Below are 21,004 nucleotides of genomic sequence, written 5' to 3' on the forward strand. Positions count from 1 at the left end.
CACTCAAAACAGCGAGCCTTGGTTGCCGGGCTCCTTGGTTTTGGCGCCCGGCTTTGCAATTGTTTTCGGCCGTGCCGCACCGCTGGTCGCAACCGCATCGGCGGTTCCGTCGGCGAACTCCAGCGAAAGTGCCATACCTGGCACCACTTCCGCCGCTTGCTTGATCACCGCGCCGTCGGCGTCTTTCACCAAGGCGAAGCCTCGCGCCAGCACCGCCTTGTGCGACAGCGTCGCCAGCAGCCGGTCGGCCTGGGTCAGTTTCCCGCGCAAGCGTTCGAGCCGCACCGAAATCAGCCGGTCCTGTCGCCGCGACAGCGCCGCCAAAGTATCTGCCTGCAATTTCTGCCGCCTTGCGATCGGCGCGGGCGACAGCCGCGCCGCGGTTCGCGACAACCGCGTTCGCCGCTCGCGCACGATGGCGAAGAACGCCGCTTGCGCACGGGCGAGGTCGCGGCCGGCCAGCGTGCGGGCCTCGTTCATGCGGCGCGACAGAGTGGCCGGCGTCAGCCGCTGCGCCTGAAGCCTGGCTCGCTTGCGCTGGACGCTGACGGACAGCGCCCGGCCAAGCCGGCTCGTCGCCTCGTCGAAGCGCCGGCGCGGCAGCGCCAGCAACTGGTCAGGCGAGGGCAGCGCCCGGGCGGCGGCACGCACCGCCTGGCGCTTGCGCTCGAAATTGCGTGACACCGCGGCCTTGAGCCGCGCGCCAAGACCGGCAAGCGTCACTTCGAGGTCGGCGCGCACGGGCACGGCGATTTCGGCGGCACCCGTCGGTGTCGGCGCTCGCACATCCGCCGCCAGGTCGATCAGCGTCCAGTCCGTTTCATGGCCGACGGCGGAGATCACCGGAATGCGCGAGGCGGCGACGGCGCGGGCCAGCGCCTCGTCATTGAACCCCCAAAGATCCTCGAGGCTGCCGCCGCCGCGCGCCACGATCAGCAGGTCGGGCTGCGGAATGGCGCCATCCAGCGCCAGCGTGTTGAAGCCGTTGACGGCGGCGGTCACTTCGGCGCCTGCCGTTTCGCCCTGCACCCGCACCGGCCAGACCAGCACATGCAGCGGAAACCGGTCCTTGATCCGGTGGATAATGTCGCGGATGACAGAGCCTGTCGGCGAGGTGACGACGCCGATGACGCGCGGCATGAACGGCAGCAAGCGCTTGCGGCCGGCATCGAACAGGCCTTCGGCCTGCAGCCGGCGCTTGCGCTCTTCCAGCAGTGCCATCAGCGCCCCGGCGCCGGCCGGCTCCAGATTGTCGATGACGATCTGGTAGGTGGACTTTCCGGGATAGGTGGTGAGCCGGCCGGTGGCGATCACCTCCATGCCTTCTTCGGGGCGGAATTTCAGCCGGCCCATCGTGGTCTTCCAGACCACGGCGTCGAGCCGTGCACGGTCGTCCTTGAGGCAGAAATAGGCATGGCCGGAGGAGTGCGGTCCGCGATAGCCTGATATTTCGCCGCGCACCCGCACATTGCCGAAGACGTCCTCGACCGTGCGCTTCAGCGCGCCGGAAATCTCGCTGACCGTGTATTCGGTGGCGTTGGTACGTGATTCGGATGCTGCGTCGCTCATTGGCCGATTGGGGGGCGGTTGTTGGCCGGCGTCAAGGCCGTCGCTCATAGCCGACGTCATAACCCGATCTTAACCGGATCTGATGACTGTGCGGAAAAGAGAGTGGCCAGGACGCATGAGCCGTCGCCTTCAACGCAGCCCATTAACGTTTCAGGTCACGCTGACGGTGATGGCGCTTGCCATTTTCGCGCTGGCTATGGTCGTCGGCTTTGGCTTTTACGCCACTGTGCAGGCCGATAGCGTCTCCCTCGAGCGGCAGAAAATCCTTTTCGCCAACGGCATGCGGGACCGGATCGCGGCGGTGGATCGCGAGCAGGAAAGCATCGCCATCTGGGACGATTCCGTCATCAATGCCAAGGCCGGCAACGTGGCCTGGATGATCGATAACATCAGCGTCTGGATGTATTCCTACTATGGGCATGATCGGGTCTATGTACTGGATGCCGCCGATCGTCCGATCCATGCGATGCGTGAAGGAAACGTGCTGGCGCCGGCGAGTTACCGCGAGGATGAACCGGTTCTGTTGCCCACAGTCGAAAGGGTGCGCCGGTTGATCCGTGAGCCGGCGCAAGAAAACCAGGCCGACGGTCCGGTCAAATTGGCCGCAGGGGATCTGGTGGAGCTTGGCGGAAAACCTGCCATCCTCAGCATCATGCCGCTGCTACCGAGTTCCGACCGCGTCATCCAGGCGCCTGGCAGCGAATACCTTCATATCTCGGTGGACTTCATCACCGACGCGCTGCTGGCCAAGATCGCCGGGCAATATCTGTTGGCGGGCGCGCGCCTGCTGCCGTTGTCGCAGCCGGTCGGGGAGGCTGCCATTCCGCTGGCCGACTCACGCGGCGTCATCCTGGCTTATGCCGGCTGGAATCAGGAGCGGCCCGGCAGCGCGCTGGTGCGCGAGGCAGGCCCGGCCCTGATCGGTGGCGCGCTGCTCGCGGCAGGTGTCCTGGCGTTCCTGCTGCGCCGCCTCCGCCGTGCATCGTCGGCGCTGCAGACCAGTCAGGCCGAGGCGCAGTATCTCGCCTTCCACGACACGCTTACCGGCCTTCCCAACCGGGCGCTGTTCGAGGACCGGCTCCGGCGCGCTTTGCTCACGGCCAGTCACGAAACAGCCAAAGTGGCACTGATTTATCTCGACCTCGACCGTTTCAAGCACGTCAACGACACGCTTGGCCATCCTGCCGGCGACGAGCTTGTCCGCCAGACCGCCGCGAGGCTCCAGCAGGCAATCCGGGAGGTCGACACGGTGGCACGGCTCGGCGGCGATGAATTCGCCATGATCCTCATCGATGTTAACGACATCCGAGGCGCCGAAGATGTTTCGGAGGGTCTGCTTCAAAAGCTGCAGGAGCCGTTCAAGCTGGCCGACGACCAGGTTTTTGTCAGCGCCAGCATCGGCATAGCATTGTCGACCGGTCCCGATGCCGATGCGGACGACTTGCTGCGCAAGGCCGATATCGCGCTTTACGAAGCCAAGAAGAACGGCCGCGGCCGTTACCAGGTCTTTGCCGGCGACATGGACGACCTCCTGTTGCGCAAGCGCCAGGTTGAGAGCGAACTCCGGCATGCCCTGAATGGCGGAACTGGGATCAAGCTGGCGTATCAGCCGATCTTTGCGGCGGACGGCAGCACGATCCTCGGTGCCGAGGCGCTGATCCGCTGGGGACATGAGGTCCATGGTGGCTTGCCGCCAGCACAATTCATCGCCATCGCCGAAGAACGTGGCATGATCGGCCAGCTTGGCAAATGGGTGCTGCGAGAGGCTTGCCGCTTCGCTGTCGGCACCGAATTGCCCTGGGTGGCCGTCAACGTGTCGCCGCTGCAACTGCGCGACGCCGGTTTCGCCGAGCAGCTTGCGGCGGTTCTCGCGGAGACCGGATTGGCGCCGGGGCGCCTGCAGCTCGAGATCACCGAGGGCGTGCTGTTGGACAACAACGATACGACCAGGGCGGCGCTGGCTGCCTTGCGCCGGTCGGGGATCGCCATAGTGCTCGACGATTCCGGCACCGGCTATTCGTCGCTGAACTATTTGCGCCGCCACGCCATCGACAAGCTCAAGATCGACCGCTCCTTCGTGAACCTCCTCGGCCGCGACGAGAGTTCGGAGGCGATCGTCAGGGCACTGGTCGATCTTGCCGACGCTCTTAACGTCGGCGTCACTGCGGAAGGCGTGGAGACCGAGGAGCAAAAGGCGCTGCTCGTCGCCATGGGCTGCCGAGAGTTTCAAGGCCATCTGCTGTCGCTGCCGCTGGAGCCGGCGCAATTGTTGCGCCTGGCCGGCCTTTTGCCTGGCAAAGACAGCACGCCGGCAGCAGTTTCCGCCTGATCCTTACCAGCCCGGCACGATCTGGTTCGGCTTGGTCCGCTTCATCTTCGAAAAGGCTGCGAAGTCGAAGCTTCCCGTCTCTTCGCCGAGCGGCACGGAAATATTGTCGAGGCTTTCCGAAATGTGACGGGCCAGCGCGTCGACGATCTCCGGCCGCGACGTCTGGCCGCGCATGATGCCGATGCGGCAATCGGGCAGGGCGCCGAACCCGTCGGCATCGCCCAACACCCGCATGCCGGGGCGTAGCGCGCATTCCGGCAGCACCGAGATCGCCAGGCCGGAAAGCACCGCGGCGGTGATGACGGTTGCCGAGAAGCTGGTGAACAGGATGCGGTAATCGCGGTTCTGCCGGTCGAGCACGTCGACCGCGGCCCGCCGCCAGATGCAGTTCGGCCGGCCGAAGGCCATCGGCAGAACTTCCTGTTCATGCGTCGCATGGTTGGCCGACGTCACCCACAGCAGCGGTTCGCGCCGCACCACTTCCGACTGGCCGTGCGCGTCACTATGCGTCACTAGCGCCAGATCGAGATTGCCGCGCTTGATGTGCTCGACCAGCCCCGGCGTCGGCTCGCAGATGACGGTCAGTTCGACGCGTGGATTGGAACGGGCGAAGCGGGCCATGATCTCGGGCAGGAAGCGGTCGGCATAGTCGTCCGGCGTGCCGATGCGGATTGTGCCTTCGAGCCGCCGGTCGTCGAAGGCGGCCAGCGTTTCCCGATTGAGGAACAGTAACCGTCTTGCGTAGGAGAGCAGCCTGTCGCCTTCCTCGGTCAACCTGTTGGTGCGCCCGTCCTTTTCGAACAGCGGCTTGCCGATCCGTTCCTCCAGCCGGCGCATCTGCATGGACACCGCCGACTGGGTCCGATGCACCGCTTCCGCCGCGCGGGTGAAGCTGCCGGTGTCAACGATTGAGACGAAGGTGTGCAATTGATCGAGATCGAGTGGCGCTTTCATCGGTCCAATCCATCACTGATGTTGATGCTAAAGATTAGAAACATTCGTTGGATAAATCAATCCAACGGTGGCAAATTCTCCATTGTCCACATGAAGGCAATGCCTGTCGCCTAAAAGTTTGCCCTCGGGATCGCCGAGGTGGTCACCGATTTTAGGGCAACGACATGCATCTTTAAGTGGATCGGGACTGGAAGGGCCGCTGTCGCCAGCGCCGATCACCTGTCTTCGCCCGTCTGAATGAAGGAGACTGACATGGCTACGTTGATTTCGCCACCGAGACTTCGCGCATCACGTCGCGTCCGGCTATTGCGACGCGCGTGGTCAACACCATCTCCAACGTATATCGCGCCTGGAAAAACCGCCGCGCCTTCTATCGCCTTGGCGAGATGTCGGACGCCGAACTTGCCGACATCGGCTTGACGCGGGCCGATCTCCACGTCGCCATCGACGTGCCGTTTGGCCGCGATCCAACCGAGAGGCTACGCCTTATCGCGGCTGATCGCACAGACACGATCGAGGATATTGCACGCAAGGTGACCTGATCGCGCGGGTGGCGCGCCCTTGGCGCGCGCGGCGCTATAGGATTTCGCAGGCTCCCACTCCCTGCCGGTTTCCCCGCCGGCCCGCCTGCACACTGCCCGGTCCTCCCAAGGATCGGGCATTTTTCTTTGGGCGGCGCTCAGGTCAAGTTGCGGCCGCCTCGTCGGTTTAGCGCCGATCCATGCCTCGCTTGAACTGATCGAAGATCGATTCCATGCCCTTCTGGTAATCGTCACGCTGCTGCGCGCCCGCCTCGAACATCTTGCCGAACAAATCGTCGAACGGATTGCGTGGCCTGCCGCTCGGATTGGTCTGCGGCTGCGGCGCTTCGCGCTGCTGTGGCGCCTGACGCGGCTGCGGCTGCTGCGCACCACCGCCGAACATGTCCTGCAGCACCTTGCCGAGCGGATTGTCGCCATAGGGATTGGGCGCCTGCTGCGGCTGCTGCGCGCCGCCGAACATGTCCTGCAGCACCTTGCCGAACGGATTGTCCATCGGGCCGGGCTGCGGAGCCTGGTGCTGCTGTGGTGCCGGCGCCTGTGCGCCGCCGGCCTGCCGCATCATCTGCTCGATGATCTCGCCGAGCGGATTGCTGCCGCCGCCGAATCCGCCTGCTGCCTGCATCTGATTTGTGGTCTGCTTGAACAGGCCGCCCATCATCATCGAAGCCACGACCGGCAGCATCTGCTGCAAGATCTGCTGGCTGACGCCGCTCGCCTGCGCAGCTTGGCTGGCAACGGCGCGGGACAGCTCTTTTGAGCCGAACAAATGGCCAAGAATGCCGTTGCCTTCATCGACGCCCTGCGGCGAGAAGGCCCGGCCTGCGTCCTCGAAATATTTGGCGTGCTGGCCGCTGGCCATTGCCGTCATGAACGCGCCGAGCCCGTAAGGGTCGGAGGTGCTGCGCTTCAGCCCCTGTGAAAAGGCCGGCAGCAGCGCCTCGACCGCCGATTGTGCTTGCTGCTGCGAAAGCCCGAACTGTTGGGCCAGGGCCTGCATGCCGTTACCGTTCTGCGCCTGCGCCAGAATGTCGAACAAGGAAGGCATTGGTTTTCTCCTCCGGGAAATCCTCGTAGGAGCGAGCCTATCGCATCGGCCCGAAAATCGGAATCGATTTTCGGAAAGCGCTTTTTTCCTGAGCTGTCGGCCAAGCCGATAGCAAACGGCTAATACGCATACTCCATGAACACCGGCTCGATCGAGCCGCCCCAGCGCGTATGATAGGCGGAGAGCAACTCCTCGGCGCTGGTGGTGCCGCGCGCGACGACTTCGTCCAGCGTGCTGAGGAACGAAGTTTCGTCGTAGCCGTCGCGGTTCTTGCGGCCGCGGTTCTTCAGCCCCATGCGCGAGATGACGAGCACGTCGCGGGCGATCTCGCGCAGTGTCGTGTTGCGGAACGGCGCCGAAATGCCTTGTTCCGGCACGGCGTTGCGCATCGCCAGCACTTCTTCATAGCTCCAGCTTGAGGTCAGCGCCTCGGCCGCGTCGAGCGCCGCCGCGTCATAGAGCAGCCCGACCCAGAAGGCCGGCAGCGCGCAGATGCGCCGCCACGGTCCGCCATCGGCGCCGCGCATTTCAAGGAAACGCTTCAGTCGCACGTCGGGGAACAGCGTTGACAAATGGTTCGCCCAATCGCCCATCGTCGGCAGCCCGTCAGAAATCTCGTTGCGGGCCGCACCGGCCATGAACTGGCGGAAAGTAACGTGCGTCATGTCGTGGTAGTGGCCGTCGCGGATAACGAAGTACATCGGCACGTCGAGCGCCCATTCGACATAATCAGCGAAGCCGAAATCGGGCGAGAAGCAGAAGTCGAGCAGGCCCGAGCGCTGGTTGTCGGTGTCGCGCCAGATGTCGCCGCGCCAGCTCTGAAATCCGTTGGGCCGGCCTTCGGTGAACGGCGAGTTGGCGAACAGCGCCGTCGACAGCGGCTGCAGTTTCAGCGACACCTGCATCTTGCGGCGCATGTCGGCCTCGCTCTCGAAGTCGAGATTCACCTGAATGGTGCAGGTGCGGTACATCATGTCGAGGCCCTTGGTGCCGACCTTGGGCATATAGCGCGTCATGATCTCGTAGCGCGACTTTGGCATTTTCGGCGTCTCGGCCAATGACCATTTCGGGCTGCCGCCGAGGCCGAGGAAGCGGATGCCCATCGGCTCGGCGATCTCGCGCACCTGCGCCAGATGCGCATTGCCCTCGCGGCAAGTCTGGTGGATCGTCTCCAGCGGCGCGCCGGACAGTTCGAACTGGCCGCCTGGTTCCAGCGAAATCGCGCCCCGGCCGGTCGGCTCGACCAGGCCGATGATGCGGCCAGCATCCATGATCGGATCCCAGCCGAGTTTTTCCTGCATGCCTTCGAGAATGGCGCGGATGCCGTGCTCGCCGCCATAGGGGACCGGCGCATTGCCGTCGACATAGAACGGGAATTTCTCGTGTTCGGTGCCGATGCGCCATTTGTCGCGCGGTTTGTTGCCTTCAGCCAGGTGCTCGACAAGCTCGTCGACGCCTTCGATCGGCCGGAAATCGGTTGTGTCGCGCGCCATAACAAGTCCTCTGCAGCGGTCGGGCGACCGCCGGCGCTAGATGGACGAAATGTCAGTAGGCGATCAAGCGAAAAATCCTGAGCCACAGGGTAACTGGAATTGATTGACGCTGCATCTTCCTTCTCCCACAAGGGGGTAAGGAAAGAGCCTCACCAATCCCCGATTGTGGCCTGTATCACCGCCAGTGCCGCCACCGCAGCCGTATCGGCGCGCAGGATGCGCGGACCGAGCGGAATGGCGGTGACGAAAGGCAGCGTCCTCAGCATCCTTCGTTCCTCGTCGGAAAACCCGCCCTCGGGCCCGACCAGCAGCCCGAGCCTCTTCTCCCGCACCGCCTGCAGCGCCGGCAGCGGATTGTTCGTGGAAGCATCCTCGTCGCAGAAGATCAACCGCCGCTCCTTGTCCCAGCCGGCCAGCAGGCGGTCGAATTTTTCCGCTTCGCGCACCTCCGGCACCGCCAGGATGCCGCATTGTTCGGCGGCCTCGACGACATTGGCGCGCAGGCGTTCGATGCCGGGCTTTGCCACTTGCGTGTGCTGGGTAACAACCGGCTGCAGGACGCCGGCGCCCATCTCGACCGCCTTCTGCACCAGATAATCGAGCCGCCCCTGCTTTATCGGCGCAAAGCAGTAGACGAGATCGGGCAGCGGCGGCTGCGGCCGCTGCAAGGCCAGCACCTTCAGCCGTGCCGCCTTCTTGGATGTGGCGGCGATTGCCGCCGACCATTCGCCGTCGCGGCCGTTGAACACCAGGATTTCCGCGCCTTCGCCGAGCCGCAGCACATGCATCAGGTAGTGGCCCTGCTGCGGGCTCGCCTTGAACTCGATATCCGGTCCGAGGTGGTCCGGCACGAATAGCCGTTGCATCTTGTAATTGGCGCGCATCGCCGAGGAATGGGCGAGCCGGCTCTTGGCGTCAAGTCTCGGCCGAGGGATGCCAGACCGGTTCGTAGCCTTGCCTCAGCACGGCAACGGTGGTCGCCGGCGTAAGCAGGCGGATTCGACGGCCGGCGAAACCGCCGAACCCGACCGGATCGACCCCCACACCACCGCCGTAACCTGCGAACGACCAGCGCAGTGCCTTGCCGCCACGCATCGCATAGGCATTGCCGCCGTCCGCAACCATGGCGCCGTCCGGCAACTCGGCAAGGTCTCCTGTGGATAATACCGGCGCCTGCCCGCCCGACGCCAGCCGCTCCGTATGCAGCCGCTTGTCGACCTGCGGTGCGCGCGGCTCGGCAATGCCGAAGGCAATGCCGAAGCGCCGGACGAAATCCTTGGCCCGCTCGCGGCGGCAGAAGAAGCAGGGCCGATGCCCGGCCGCGAGCGCGGTCAGCTCGTCCAGGAAAAACAATTCGGTCCAGCCGGCCTTGCCACCCGACTGCTTGCCACCTGACTGGTCGTCGCTTTGCCTGTTGCGGCCCATCGGCTCACGCCGCACATCGCGGAATTCGCAGACGCAGATGATCCAGGCCTGCAGCGCCCAGCGCTTTTTCAGCAGCGTCTTCGTTTCGGGGTCATGGATGATGCCGCGATTGCCCATGAACAGGCCGCGCTCCGGCACCGCGTGGATGGCGCCGAACGGGTCGACCCGATTCTGCAGTGGCATAGTTTTCTCCCCGAATACGTCTCTTGGCCGGAATGACGGCGGCATGATATCGCTCGTCGCATCGTTTTCATGTCAGCAGGTTTTTCGATGCGGGTGCTGGTGGTCCAGAATTTCGACAGTGAGGGCCTTGGCCAGATCGGCGCGGCGCTTGTCGAGGCGGGCGCCGATATCGATCTGCGCCGGCCCTATTGTGGCGAGATGCTGCCGCACGACAGCGATGCGCACGCCGCCATGGTTGTGCTCGGCGGCGCCCAGAATGCGCTGGACGACGAGATTTGTCCGTATTTTCCTGAGTTGCTCGACCTGACGCGCGATTTCGCCGGCAAGGATCGCGCCGTGCTCGGTATCTGCCTTGGCAGCCAACTGGTCGCGCGCGCCTTCGGCGGCGAGAACCGGATCGGCGGCGCCTCGGAATTCGGCTGGCACAAGGTCTCGCTCACGCCGGCGGCGAAGGCCGATCCGGTGCTCGGCGCGCTGCCCGAACATTTCCCCATCTTCGAGTGGCACGACGACACTTTTGTCTTGCCCGAAAACGCCGTGCGGCTTGCCGGCAACGAAGTCGCCGAGAACCAGGCCTTTCGCATCGGCCGCGCCGTCTATGGCTTTCAGTTCCATTTCGAGGCGGACCGGCCGATGGTCCGCGACTGGAGCACATCCTTCGCATCGCTTATCGCCGAACGGCACCCGGACTGGGGCGACCGGCTCGACGACGAAATCGCCCGCCACGGGGCGGATGCCGATGCCGCCGGGCTGGCCATCGCCCGCGCCTGGGTGGCGACGGTCTGACGGCAGTCAGTACCGACGTTGCATTTTTGGCACGCCGGTAAAAATCCGCTGTGGACAGCATGTTTCGTCCTTGGCTTGTGGCCGCCCGCCACCCTAGAAGGCACCCGCTCTGCATCGTCCGTGCAACGCGATGAACCTTTTGGGTCACTCGCGCGACACATCGCCGATACAGAACATGCCTAAAAGCAGCGAAATCGTCGAAACTTTGAGACGCATTTTCCGTTTCAACCCATTCGTAACCAGCCTCGTGCACAGATGCAGAAAGCTCAACAAGAGATGACGTCCGTGAAAGCAGCGCTTCTGTCCTTTGTTATGTTGTCGGCCATCGTCTTGTGCGGCCTCGGCACCTATGCCGGCGACGCAGCCAACAACCACAACGCCGTCGACGGCTACGGTGTCACCGCCGCGCTTCGCTAAGGCAAAGACTTGAAACGGGACGCGCTTTAAGCCCTCTCACCTGACACCACCAGGATACGCTTGTCCGTTCCGTCGACGACGAGCGCGCTGAGGTTTCCCGTCTGGTAGGCGAGCGTGTCGATATTGACGCGGTTGACCATCACTTCCGCCTCCGGCACCGGCGTGTGGCCATGCACCACGATTTTTGGATGCAGGCCGGAATGATTGTGGAAGACATCGCGGATCCAGGTCAGGTCCTGCGCGCTCTGACTTTCCAGCGCAATGCCTGGCCGGATGCCGGCATGGCAGAAGAAGAAGTCGCCGAACGTCAGTGAAAACGGCAGCGACTGCAGGAACTCGATATGGCTTTTCGGCACCGCCTCGACAAGTGCTGCATGGCCTTGCCGCAGCGCCGCCTCGGACCTGCCAAACCATGCGCCGCCGCCTTCATTGAGCACCACGCCATAGGATTGCGCGGTCTGGATGCCGCCATAGCGCATGAAAAGCCCGTCTGCATCGGGGGCATCGAGGAAGTCGAGGAAGCCGATGTCGTGGTTGCCGGCGAGCATCAGGTTGCGCGGGTCGCGTTTTCGCACTTCGGTCAGGAAATCGAGAACGCCCTTGGAGTCCGGGCCGCGGTCGACATAGTCGCCGAGATGGATGATCCGCCAGTCGACCGGCCGCGCCTGGCGGATCTCGGCCGCGATCCGGCGGTACATGGCGGCGAGCAGGTCGAGCCGGCCATGCACGTCGCCGACCGCATAGATGCGCATGCCTTCCGGTCCGCGCGCGTCGAGGAAGTGGATGCCGGGGGCAGTCAAAGCGTCCATCTCCGTGATCATGCCGTCATTAACGCCGAAGCTGATCCTTGCCCATCTCGGTTACCAGACGCTTTCCGCACAGTGCCAGCGTTATGTCCATCTCTTTGCGGATGATTTCCAAGGCTTTGGTAACCCCATCCTTGCCGAGTGCGCCGAGGCCGTAGAGGAAAGGCCGGCCGATATAGGTGCCCTTGGCGCCGAGACACAGCGCCTTCAGCACGTCCTGGCCAGAGCGGATGCCGCCATCCATATGCACTTCGATCGTGTCGCCGACCGCATCGGCAATCTCTTCCAGCACTGAGATTGACGACGGCGCGCCGTCGAGCTGGCGTCCGCCATGATTGGAGACGATGATCGCGTCGGCGCCGGTCTTGGCCGCCATCAGCGCGTCCTCCTTGTCGAGGATGCCCTTCAGGATCAGCTTGCCGCCCCAGCGCTCCTTGATCCAGGCGACGTCCTTCCACGACAGATGCGGATCGAATTGCTCCGTCGTCCACGACGACAGCGAGGTGAGGTCGCCGACGCCCTTGGCGTGGCCGACAATGTTGCGAAAGGTCCGGCGTTTGGTGCCTGCCATGCCAATGCACCAGCCCGGCCTGGTCGCCACCTGCCAGACATGCTTCGGCGTGAAGCGCGGCGGCGCCGAAAGTCCGTTGCGGATGTCCTTGTGGCGCTGGCCGAGGATCTGCAGGTCGAGCGTCAGCACCAGCGCCGAGCACTTCGCCGCCTTCGCCCTGTCGATGAGACTGAGGACGAAATCCTTGTCGCGCAGCACATAGAGCTGGAACCAGAACGGCTTCTTGGTCACGGAGGCGACATCCTCGATCGAGCAGATGCTCATCGTCGACAGCGTGAACGGCACGCCGAATTCCTCCGCCGCCTGCGCCGCCAGCATCTCGCCGTCGGGGTGCTGCATGCCGGTCATGCCGGTCGGCGCCAGCGCCACCGGCATCGCCACCTTCTCGCCGATCATGGTCGATTCCAGCGAGCGGTTGCTCATGTCGACCAGTACGCGCTGGCGGAACTTGATCTTGTGGAAATCCTCCTCGTTGGCCCGGTAGGTGCTTTCGGTCCATCCACCGGAATCAGCATAGTCGAAGAACATCTTCGGCACGCGGCGGCGCGCCAGGTCCTTGAGATCGGCGATGGTGAGGATCATGCTCATGGGCTTCCCGCTGGTTATCAGCTAATTCGTCGTCGTTGATTGTGTTGGCCGGTGCTCAAAAGCGTTTTCTTGCCGGCTCGCTGTCGCCGGCTTCGGAGCGCTGCATCAGCCGCAGCCGCGACACGCGTTGCCAGTCGCCGCTGCGCTCGGCCTCCGCCATGGTGCGTTCGACATGGGTAATGTGGTCCATCGCCGCCTGCCGCGCGGCCGCCGGATCGCCGGCCTTGACTGCTTCGTAGATCGCCCGGTGCTGCGAGAGCAGCGCTTCGCGCGCGCCCGGCACGTTGAACACCAGGAGCCGGTTCTGGAAGACGCCCTCCGACAGCAGCCGGTAGCACGAGCGCAGCGTGTGCAGGAGGATGATGTTGTGCGCGCATTCGCAGATCGCGTGGTGGAACTCGACGTCGATTTCCGCCTCGTCGTCGAAGTTGCTGGTCCGGTGCGCCTCGTCCATGCGCGCCATGATGCGGTCGAGCAACGCCAGATCGTCGGATGTGGCGCGCCGCGCCGCGTACTCGGCCGCCACCGCTTCGATCTCGCGGCGGTATTCCAGATAGTCGGTCGCCGCCTTGCGGTGCATGGAGATCAAGTCCGTCACCGGCTTGGTGAACAGCTGGCCGATGACGTCGGCGACATGGGTGCCGCCGCCGGGCCGCGTCGTCAGCAGCCCGCGTCCTTCCAGCGCCTTCAGCGCGTCGCGCAGGATCGGCCGCGACACCTCGAACCGGCGTGCCAGCTCCCGCTCGCCCGGTAGCCTGTCGCCGGTGCGCAGAACGCCTTCGAGGATCAGGCTCTCGATCTGCTGCACCACCTCGTCGGCGGTGCGGGAATGCTCGATCCTGGAGAAAATGTCGCTCAACGGAGATGCCTGGGATTGAACCGGTGTCGCGCAGGATAAAGCCAGTGTCGGCAACTGGTCAAATTATTTATCCAGTTCGCCCGCTTGGCCGGGTCCGACGTCGTCCCGGCATATCGCTTTCGGCTAATTTGTCGTTTGCGTGCCCCGGCAATTGGCTCTAGAGGGACGCGAGTGCACCAGGCCCGGGGGACCAGCCGTGGCAGATGACCCGTCCAATCTCGAATTCCAGCCGCGCGTCGAGGGCAGCGTCATGGGCTTTCCCGCGCATGAGGGACGGCCTGGCGCGCTCGGCGAGGTTCACGCCCGTCCGCATCCGCTGGTCGAGAAACCGCGCGTGCTGGTGCAGCTTTCGTTCATGACCGAAGCTGGGTCCGGCGTCGACCAGGCGGTGCTTTCCGAATTGTCGCGGCGCCTCGGCATCGCCGCGCCTGACCCTCATGCCCGCCACCACGCGATGAAGTGGGGCAATGGCTCGCTGCGCTGGGAACGGCATACGGAATTCTCCACCTATCTATGGGAAGGACCACTCTCCGAGAGCGGCCAGCGCCAGGAAGGTTCGCCTTTCGGCAACGGCTTTTCGCCGCCGGGAACGGTGATTTCCGGCATCAGGCTCGAAATCCGCAAATGGACGCAGGCGAGCGAAAGGCTGATCGCCGGCTTCGACCCGACCAGCCTGTGCTATTCGCTGGTCGAGCGCGGCAACGCCGCCATCGTCACCGATTTTCGCCAGGACGGTGACGGCATGACCCGCATGTTGGTGCTCGACCGCGGCCTGACGCCGGCACGCACCGGCGCGCTGGCGCAACGGCTGATCGATATCGAAACCTACCGCACGCTGGCCATGCTTGGCCTGCCGCTGGCGCTGATGCTGTCCGGTCGCGCCCGCCGGATCGAAGACAGGCTGGCGCAGACCACGCTGGAAATGAAGGTCGCCGAAACCCGCGACAACCAGACGCTGCTTGCCGATCTGACCGAGCTTGCCGCCGAGTTGGAGGCCGATGCAGCCTCCAGCCTCTATCGCTTCGGCGCCAGCCGCGCCTATGACGGCATCGTCCGCGAACGGCTGGAGGCCCTGGAGGAAGAGGCGGTGCCCGGCTACGACACCTGGGGCGGCTTCCTGCAGCGCCGCGTTGCCCCCGCCATGCGCACCTGCCGTTCGGTCGAGGAGCGTCAGGCCAATCTGTCGACCAAGCTCACCCGCGCCACCACGCTGCTGCGCACCTGGGTTGACGTCGAGGTCGAGAAGCAGAACCGCGATCTGCTGGCGTCGATGAACAACCGCGCCCGTCTGCAATTGCGGCTGCAGCAGACGGTGGAGGGTCTCTCGGTCGCGGCCGTCTCCTACTACGTCGTCGGCCTCATCGGCTACGTCGCCAAGGGCGCCTCGATCTTCGGCCGTGCCTTCGCGCCCGAGGTCGTCACCGCCGCCTCGGTGCCGCTCGCCATCCTGCTGGTCTGGTGGGGCGTGCGCCGAGTGCGCCGCCTGCACTCCGAACCCGCCAGGCAGGCGAGCGAGTAAAACCTTACCCTGCCCCATGTGGGGAGGGTCGGCTCATGATCGCAGCGTAGCGAAGATCGTGAGACGGGGTGGGGGTGCTCATAAAGCGCTTCCCTCTCGCCGACCCGCACAAGTCCGTACCGGTATCGGCTTCCGATTTCGGCCAAAGCAGGATTTGCAACAAGCGCCTACCGCTGGTAAAAGATTTTTACCAGTCGATCGAAGGAGACTGTTGATGTCCGGCCTGCTGATGCCGAAGCCAGACGACGCCACGATGCGCCGGCGCGACGAGATCGTCGCCGATATGCGCATCATCGTGCCGGGCGAGGGCGTCGTCGACGCTGCCAACGCAATGCGCGCCTTCGAGAGCGACGGCCTCACCGCCTATCGGCAGTTGCCGCTGGTCGTGGTGCTGCCAGAAACGGTGGCGCAGGTCTCGCGCGTGCTGAAATATTGCAACGACCGCAACATTCGCGTCGTGCCGCGCGGCTCCGGCACCTCGCTGTCCGGCGGCGCGCTGCCGCTCGAAGACGCCGTGCTGCTGGTGATGAGCAGGTTCAACCGCATTCTCGAGATCGATTTTCCCAACCGCATCGTCGTCGCCCAGCCGGGCGTCACCAATCTCGGCATCACTACCGCCGTCGAGCAGGAGGGCTTTTATTACGCGCCCGATCCATCCTCCCAGATCGCCTGCTCGATTGGCGGCAACGTCGCGGAGAATTCCGGCGGCGTGCATTGCCTGAAATACGGTCTTACCGCCAACAATGTGCTCGGTATCGAGATGGTGCTGATGAACGGCGAGGTGGTGCGGCTCGGCGGCAAGCATCTCGACGCGGAAGGCTACGACCTGCTCGGGGTGATGACCGGTTCCGAAGGGCTGCTCGGCGTCGTCACCGAGGTCATCGTGCGCATCCTGAAGAAGCCGGAGACGGCGCGCGCGCTGCTGATCGGTTTCCCGACCAGCGAGCAGGGCGGCCAATGCGTTGCCGACATCATCGGCGCCGGCATCATCCCGGGCGGCATGGAGATGATGGACCGCCCGGCGATCCATGCGGCCGAGGATTTCGTCCATGCCGGCTATCCCTTGGACGTCGAGGCGCTGCTGATCGTCGAGCTCGACGGGCCGGGCGTCGAGGTCGACCATTTGATCGGCCTGGTTGAGGCAATCGCCTATAGGAACGGCTCGACCACGTGCCGCATCTCGCAATCGGAGCAGGAGCGGCTGAGTTTCTGGGCCGGCCGCAAGGCGGCCTTTCCGGCGGTCGGTCGCATCTCGCCAGACTATTACTGCATGGACGGCACCATCCCGCGCAAGGAACTGCCGCGCGTCCTGCACGGCATGCGCGAACTTTCCGAAAAATACGGGCTCGGCGTCGCCAATGTTTTCCATGCCGGCGACGGCAATCTGCATCCGCTGATCCTCTATGACGCCAACGTGCCGGGCGAGCTCGACAATGCGGAAAGTTTCGGCGCCGACATCCTGCGGCTTTGCGTCAAGGTCGGCGGCGTGCTGACCGGCGAGCACGGCGTCGGCGTCGAGAAGCGCGACCTGATGCCGGAAATGTTCAACCAGATCGACCTCGACCAGCAGATGCGGGTCAAATGCGCTTTCGACCCCAACCATCTGCTCAACCCGGGCAAGGTGTTTCCGCAGCTGCGCCGCTGCGCCGAGCTCGGACGCATGCACGTGCATCGCGGCCAGACGGCGTTTCCGGACATTCCGAGGTTTTGAAGTGATCGGGGCTCGCCTCACTAACGCCGCGATCCTTCGCGCCCCCCTCTGTCCTGCCGGACATCTCCCCCATGAGGGGGGAGATTGGCCGTCATTTTCGCTTTCGCCAATCGCCAACGTTGCAGGACGAGTGCCGTCCACGAAGCTGCCAATCTCCCCCCTTGTGGGGGAGATGTCCGGCAGGACAGAGGGGGGTGCGACAGAACTCGACTTATCGTCCTTCGAGGTGGTTATGTCGCCATGACCACCTTCACCCCCGCCACCGCCGCCGAAACCCTCGCCACCGTCCAATGGGCCGCGGCTGAAGAGTCGCCGCTTGAAATCCTCGGCCACGGCTCGAAGCGCGGTATCGGCCGTCCGCTGCAGACCGAGCACACGCTCGATCTGTCGAAACTGTCCGGTGTCACGCTCTACGAGCCGGCCGAACTGGTGCTGTCGGCAAAGGCCGGCACGCCGCTGGCCGAGATCGAAAAATTACTTGCCGAGAATGGCCAGCAGCTGGCCTTCGAACCGCTGGATTATGGCCCGCTGCTCGGCGGCGAGAAGGGAAAAGGCACGATCGGCGGCGTGCTGGCCGCGAATCTTTGCGGTCCGCGTCGGCTGAGGGCCGGGGCGGCGCGCGATCATATTCTTGGCATAGCGGCGGTTTCGGGTCGCGGCGAGGCCTTCAAGTCGGGCGGCCGCGTGGTCAAGAACGTCACCGGCTACGACCTGTCCAAGCTCATGGCCAACAGCTGGGGCACGCTTGCCGTCCTCACCGACGTCACCTTCAAGGTGCTTCCCGCTGCCGAAACCGAAGTCACGCTCGCCCTGCGCGGCCTGCTCGACGATCATGCCGCCGCCGCCATGGCGCTGGCGCTCGGCTCCAGCGCCGAAGTGTCGAGTGCGGCCCATCTTCCCGAACGCGTCGCCGCACGGGTCGCCGGCGGCAGTCTCGGCAGCACTGCCGCGACATTGCTGCGCGTCGAGGGGTTCGGCCCGTCGGTCGCCTACCGCATCGCCGCGCTGAAAGACCTGCTCGGAAATGCCGGCCCGCTCGAGGAAATTTCGGGCGAGATCTCGCTTTCCGTCTGGCGCGATATCAGAGATTGCGCGCCGTTTGCCGACGGCCTTGAAAAGCCGGTGTGGCGCGTGTCGATGGCGCCTGCGCAAGGTCACCAGATGCTGCTGGCGTTGCGCATGCAGGCGGCCGTCGATGCCTTCTATGACTGGCAGGGCGGACTGATCTGGCTGCGCATGGAGCAAGGCGATCCCGAAGCCGATCTTTTGCGCGGACTGGTGCGACAGTATGGCGGCGGTCATGCGACGCTGGTGCGCGCCGCCCCTTCGCATCGCGCCGCTGTGCCGGTGTTCGAGCCGCAGGCGCCGCAGCTGGCAGCATTGTCGGCCAGGCTCAAAGCCGAATTCGATCCGAAGAATATCCTCAATCCCGGCCGTATGGCGCCGGCTGCAGGCTCTGCTACTCTTGGCCCGGCAACTGAGGGAGCAGCATCATGAGCGACACCAATCCAGGCCCGGTTGATTCAAATAGGCCCGCACCGCGCCAGACCGACCGCTGGCTGGAGCCGGGTTCGACCAACGCACTGGTCATCTACATCCTTTATCTCGCCAGCCTCGTCATCGGCGTCACCGGTATTGTCGGCATCGTTCTGGCCTATATCAACCGCGGCAAGGCTGGCGGCTTCGTCGAGAGCCACTACACATTCCTGATCCGCACCTTCTGGATCGGTCTGCTCTATGCGCTGATCTCGGCTGGGCTGATGATGGTGGCGATAGGCTTCGTGCTGATGTTCGCCGTCGCCGTGTGGTTCATCGCCCGCTGCATTCTCGGCCTGCAGGCGCTGCAGCGTGGCGAGCCGGTCAAAGACCCGGAAAGCTGGTTCCTCGGATTATAGGTTTTTTGCGTGCAGACCAATTTCTCAGCTGCCCAGCTTGCCGATCCGCATGTCGCGGAATCGGAAAAGATCCTGCGCAAATGCGTGCATTGCGGCTTCTGCACGGCCACCTGTCCGACCTATGTGACATTAGGCAACGAGCTGGATTCGCCGCGCGGGCGGATCTATCTGATCAAGGACATGCTGGAGAACGGCCGCCCCGCCGACAAGGAGATCGTCACTCATATCGACCGCTGCCTGTCCTGCCTCGCCTGCATGACCACCTGCCCGTCTGGCGTCAACTACATGCATCTGGTCGACCATGCCCGCGCCCATATCGAGGAAACCTACAGGCGGCCGCTGCCTGATCGGCTGACGCGCGCCATGCTGGCCTTGGTCCTGCCTTATCCCTCGCGGTTTCGCGCTGCGCTCAAGCTGGCGAGGCTCGCGCAGCCATTCGCCGGTCTGTTGGAAAAGATCCCGGCGCTGAAGCCGCTGGGCGCGATGCTCAAGCTCGCCCCGGCGTCGGTTCCCGCGGCCTCGCCAATGGCTTCCCCGGGCATCCATGCCGGGCAGGGCACGAGGAAAAAAGGCCGCGTCGCCATCCTCACCGGCTGCGCGCAGTCCGTGCTCGATCCCGCCATCAACGACACGACGATCGCGCTGCTGACGCGGCTGGGCGTCGAGGTCGTAGTTCCCGAGGGCGAGGGCTGCTGCGGCGCGCTGGTACATCATATGGGCCGCGAGGCGGCAGCGCTTGCCTCGGCCAGGCGCAATGTCGACGCCTGGACGCGCGCCATCGAGCAAGGCGGCCTGGACGCCATCGTCATCACCGCGTCGGGCTGCGGCACCACCATCAAGGATTATGGTTTCATGCTGCGCCTCGATCCCGCCTATGCCGACAAGGCGGCGCGGGTGTCGGCGCTGGCCAGGGACATCACCGAATATCTGGTGGAACTCGAGCTGCCCGAGCCGGTGCGCCAGCCCGGCACCATCGTCGCCTATCACTCCGCCTGCTCGATGCAGCACGGCCAGAAAATCACCCGCCAGCCGAAGGAGCTTCTGGCAAGGGCCGGCTTCGTCGTGCGCGAGCCGCGCGAGGGGCATTTGTGCTGCGGCTCGGCCGGCACCTACAACATCCTGCAATCCGAGATTTCGGCTCAACTGCGAGACCGCAAAGTCAGGAGTATCGAGGCAACCGGTGCTGAAATCGTCGCCACCGGCAACATCGGCTGCATCACCCAGATTGCGTCCGCCGCGAAGATGCCGGTGGTGCACACGATAAAGCTGCTCGACTGGGCCTATGGTGGGCCGCAGCCGGAGGGCGTTCCGGACGGCGGGGCAGTCGTGGCTGCGGAGTGAGGCGCTGCCTGCCTACTCCGCCGCGAGCTTGTCCACCACGCCGTAAGTAGCCTGGTAACGCGCGCGCTGGCGGCTGAGCGCCACCATCGTGTTGCGCAAAAGAATCGCCACGGTGATCGGGCCGACGCCGCCGGGCACCGGCGTGATCCAGGACGCCACATGCCTGACGCTCTCGGCGTCGACGTCGCCGACGATACGGCTCTCCCCGTCCGGTCCGATCTCGGCATTGATGCCGATGTCGATGACGGCCGCACCGGGCTTGACCATGTCGGCCTTGATCAGCCGCGGCTTGCCGACGGCGACGAACAGCGCATCGGCGCGGCGCGCATGCGCTGCCACCGAGCGCGTCATGTGATGGCACACCGTCACCGTCGCGCCCTCGCTCATCAGCAGGAAGGCGATCGGCTTGCCGACGATCTCGGAATGGCCGACGATGACTACCTCGAGCCCCTTGAGATCGAGACCTGTCTCCTTGAGCAGTTCGACCGAGGCGGCCGCCGTGCAGGGTGCGAGGTCGAGCTGGTTGTAGACGATGTTGCCGATCGAGGTCGGATGCATGCCCTCGACATCCTTGAGCGGATGCACTGCTGCCTGCAGCGTCTTGATCGGGATATGCACCGGCACCGGCCGCTGGATGATGATGCCGGTGACGCGCGGATCGGCGTTCAGGCCATGGATCGCCGCTTCGAGTTCGCCGGCGGTAATATCGGCGGCGAACCGCCTTTCCTCGAAGCCGATACCGGCCAATGCCGCCTTGGCGCGCTGGTTGCGCACATAGACATCGACTGCAGCGGTGTCGCCGACGGTGATCGATATCAGTTTGGGCGGAAAACCTTCGGCGGTGGCGATCGCCGCATCTTCACGCACCGAGGCGATGATGCGTTCGGCAACCGGGCCGCCCCGGAGATAGCGGCTGTCATCGGACAGGGACATTGAGATGGGCCTTTGTCAGGAAACGTTTCAGCCGACAT

General features: G+C 64.5%; 19 protein-coding genes. 9 read left to right on the forward strand and 10 right to left on the reverse strand.

The features are described from left to right. Positions 1–3: 3 nt before the first annotated feature. Positions 4–1,569 carry an exodeoxyribonuclease VII large subunit gene (gene xseA / locus NMG70_RS26785; protein ID WP_254027289.1) on the reverse strand — a complete coding sequence of 522 codons (1,566 nt, stop codon included), beginning with the start codon at positions 1,567–1,569 and terminating at the stop codon, positions 4–6. A 115-nt stretch (positions 1,570–1,684) separates the two neighbouring features. Between xseA and NMG70_RS26790 the strand changes: the two genes are divergently transcribed. Then, positions 1,685–3,898 (forward strand): putative bifunctional diguanylate cyclase/phosphodiesterase, encoded by a 2,214-nt coding sequence (locus tag NMG70_RS26790; RefSeq protein ID WP_254027290.1) that lies wholly within the window; start codon positions 1,685–1,687, stop codon positions 3,896–3,898. Between the two features lie 3 nt (positions 3,899–3,901). Here the strand turns inward: NMG70_RS26790 and NMG70_RS26795 are convergent, their stop codons facing one another. Beyond that, complete coding sequence (locus tag NMG70_RS26795) at positions 3,902–4,852, reverse strand: LysR substrate-binding domain-containing protein (RefSeq protein ID WP_254027291.1); 951 nt, start codon at positions 4,850–4,852, stop codon at positions 3,902–3,904. Between the two features lie 317 nt (positions 4,853–5,169). Between NMG70_RS26795 and NMG70_RS26800 the strand changes: the two genes are divergently transcribed. Beyond that, positions 5,170–5,394: a DUF1127 domain-containing protein gene (locus NMG70_RS26800; protein WP_254027292.1), complete on the forward strand. Its 225-nt coding sequence runs from the start codon at positions 5,170–5,172 to the stop codon at positions 5,392–5,394. Positions 5,395–5,560: 166 nt separating this feature from the next. Here NMG70_RS26800 and NMG70_RS26805 read toward each other — a convergent pair whose 3' ends face one another. From NMG70_RS26805 to NMG70_RS26820, 4 genes are all read right to left on the reverse strand, one after another. Next, complete coding sequence (locus NMG70_RS26805; RefSeq protein ID WP_254027293.1) at positions 5,561–6,439, reverse strand: DUF937 domain-containing protein; 879 nt, start codon at positions 6,437–6,439, stop codon at positions 5,561–5,563. A 119-nt stretch (positions 6,440–6,558) separates the two neighbouring features. Further along, complete coding sequence (locus tag NMG70_RS26810; RefSeq protein ID WP_254019352.1) at positions 6,559–7,932, reverse strand: glutamate--cysteine ligase; 1,374 nt, start codon at positions 7,930–7,932, stop codon at positions 6,559–6,561. A gap of 149 nt (positions 7,933–8,081) precedes the next feature. Then, the gene (locus NMG70_RS26815; protein ID WP_254027294.1) at positions 8,082–8,816 is read right to left on the reverse strand and encodes a 16S rRNA (uracil(1498)-N(3))-methyltransferase; all 735 of its coding nucleotides are present in this window, start codon (positions 8,814–8,816) and stop codon (positions 8,082–8,084) included. A 31-nt stretch (positions 8,817–8,847) separates the two neighbouring features. Beyond that, positions 8,848–9,540 (reverse strand): hypothetical protein, encoded by a 693-nt coding sequence (locus NMG70_RS26820; RefSeq protein WP_254027295.1) that lies wholly within the window; start codon positions 9,538–9,540, stop codon positions 8,848–8,850. A gap of 87 nt (positions 9,541–9,627) precedes the next feature. Here NMG70_RS26820 and NMG70_RS26825 point away from each other — a divergent pair, with 87 nt between their 5' ends. Both NMG70_RS26825 and NMG70_RS32715 read left to right on the forward strand, forming a co-directional pair. Beyond that, positions 9,628–10,326 (forward strand): type 1 glutamine amidotransferase, encoded by a 699-nt coding sequence (locus NMG70_RS26825; protein WP_254027363.1) that lies wholly within the window; start codon positions 9,628–9,630, stop codon positions 10,324–10,326. A 285-nt stretch (positions 10,327–10,611) separates the two neighbouring features. After that, positions 10,612–10,743: a hypothetical protein gene (locus tag NMG70_RS32715; RefSeq protein WP_280951093.1), complete on the forward strand. Its 132-nt coding sequence runs from the start codon at positions 10,612–10,614 to the stop codon at positions 10,741–10,743. A 26-nt stretch (positions 10,744–10,769) separates the two neighbouring features. Here NMG70_RS32715 and NMG70_RS26830 read toward each other — a convergent pair whose 3' ends face one another. The 3 genes from NMG70_RS26830 to NMG70_RS26840 are packed head-to-tail and all read right to left on the reverse strand — an operon-like array spanning position 10,770 to position 13,567. Then, a complete protein-coding gene (locus tag NMG70_RS26830) occupies positions 10,770–11,543 on the reverse strand; it encodes a metallophosphoesterase (protein ID WP_254027364.1) in 774 nt (257 codons plus the stop codon). Between the two features lie 28 nt (positions 11,544–11,571). Next, a complete protein-coding gene (locus NMG70_RS26835; RefSeq protein WP_254027296.1) occupies positions 11,572–12,708 on the reverse strand; it encodes an alpha-hydroxy acid oxidase in 1,137 nt (378 codons plus the stop codon). A 55-nt stretch (positions 12,709–12,763) separates the two neighbouring features. Next, the gene (locus NMG70_RS26840) at positions 12,764–13,567 is read right to left on the reverse strand and encodes a FadR/GntR family transcriptional regulator (RefSeq protein WP_254027297.1); all 804 of its coding nucleotides are present in this window, start codon (positions 13,565–13,567) and stop codon (positions 12,764–12,766) included. Between the two features lie 196 nt (positions 13,568–13,763). Here NMG70_RS26840 and NMG70_RS26845 point away from each other — a divergent pair, with 196 nt between their 5' ends. From NMG70_RS26845 to glcF, 5 genes are all read left to right on the forward strand, one after another. Next, complete coding sequence (locus tag NMG70_RS26845) at positions 13,764–15,086, forward strand: DUF3422 family protein (protein WP_254027298.1); 1,323 nt, start codon at positions 13,764–13,766, stop codon at positions 15,084–15,086. Between the two features lie 214 nt (positions 15,087–15,300). Next, positions 15,301–16,797 (forward strand): FAD-linked oxidase C-terminal domain-containing protein, encoded by a 1,497-nt coding sequence (locus NMG70_RS26850; protein WP_254027299.1) that lies wholly within the window; start codon positions 15,301–15,303, stop codon positions 16,795–16,797. A gap of 240 nt (positions 16,798–17,037) precedes the next feature. Next, positions 17,038–18,294, forward strand: a complete 1,257-nt coding sequence (locus tag NMG70_RS26855; protein ID WP_254027300.1) for an FAD-binding protein — start codon at positions 17,038–17,040, stop codon at positions 18,292–18,294. After that, complete coding sequence (locus NMG70_RS26860) at positions 18,291–18,692, forward strand: DUF4870 family protein (protein WP_254027301.1); 402 nt, start codon at positions 18,291–18,293, stop codon at positions 18,690–18,692. The genes NMG70_RS26855 and NMG70_RS26860 overlap by 4 nt, the downstream gene beginning before the upstream one ends. A 9-nt stretch (positions 18,693–18,701) precedes the next feature. Beyond that, positions 18,702–20,033: a glycolate oxidase subunit GlcF gene (glcF, locus tag NMG70_RS26865; RefSeq protein WP_254027302.1), complete on the forward strand. Its 1,332-nt coding sequence runs from the start codon at positions 18,702–18,704 to the stop codon at positions 20,031–20,033. A gap of 12 nt (positions 20,034–20,045) precedes the next feature. Here the strand turns inward: glcF and NMG70_RS26870 are convergent, their stop codons facing one another. Continuing rightward, complete coding sequence (locus NMG70_RS26870; protein WP_254027303.1) at positions 20,046–20,966, reverse strand: bifunctional 5,10-methylenetetrahydrofolate dehydrogenase/5,10-methenyltetrahydrofolate cyclohydrolase; 921 nt, start codon at positions 20,964–20,966, stop codon at positions 20,046–20,048. Positions 20,967–21,004: the final 38 nt, after the last annotated feature.

The organism is Mesorhizobium ventifaucium (genome assembly GCF_935822925.1).
In the GTDB taxonomy this organism is placed as follows: domain Bacteria; phylum Pseudomonadota; class Alphaproteobacteria; order Rhizobiales; family Rhizobiaceae; genus Mesorhizobium; species Mesorhizobium ventifaucium.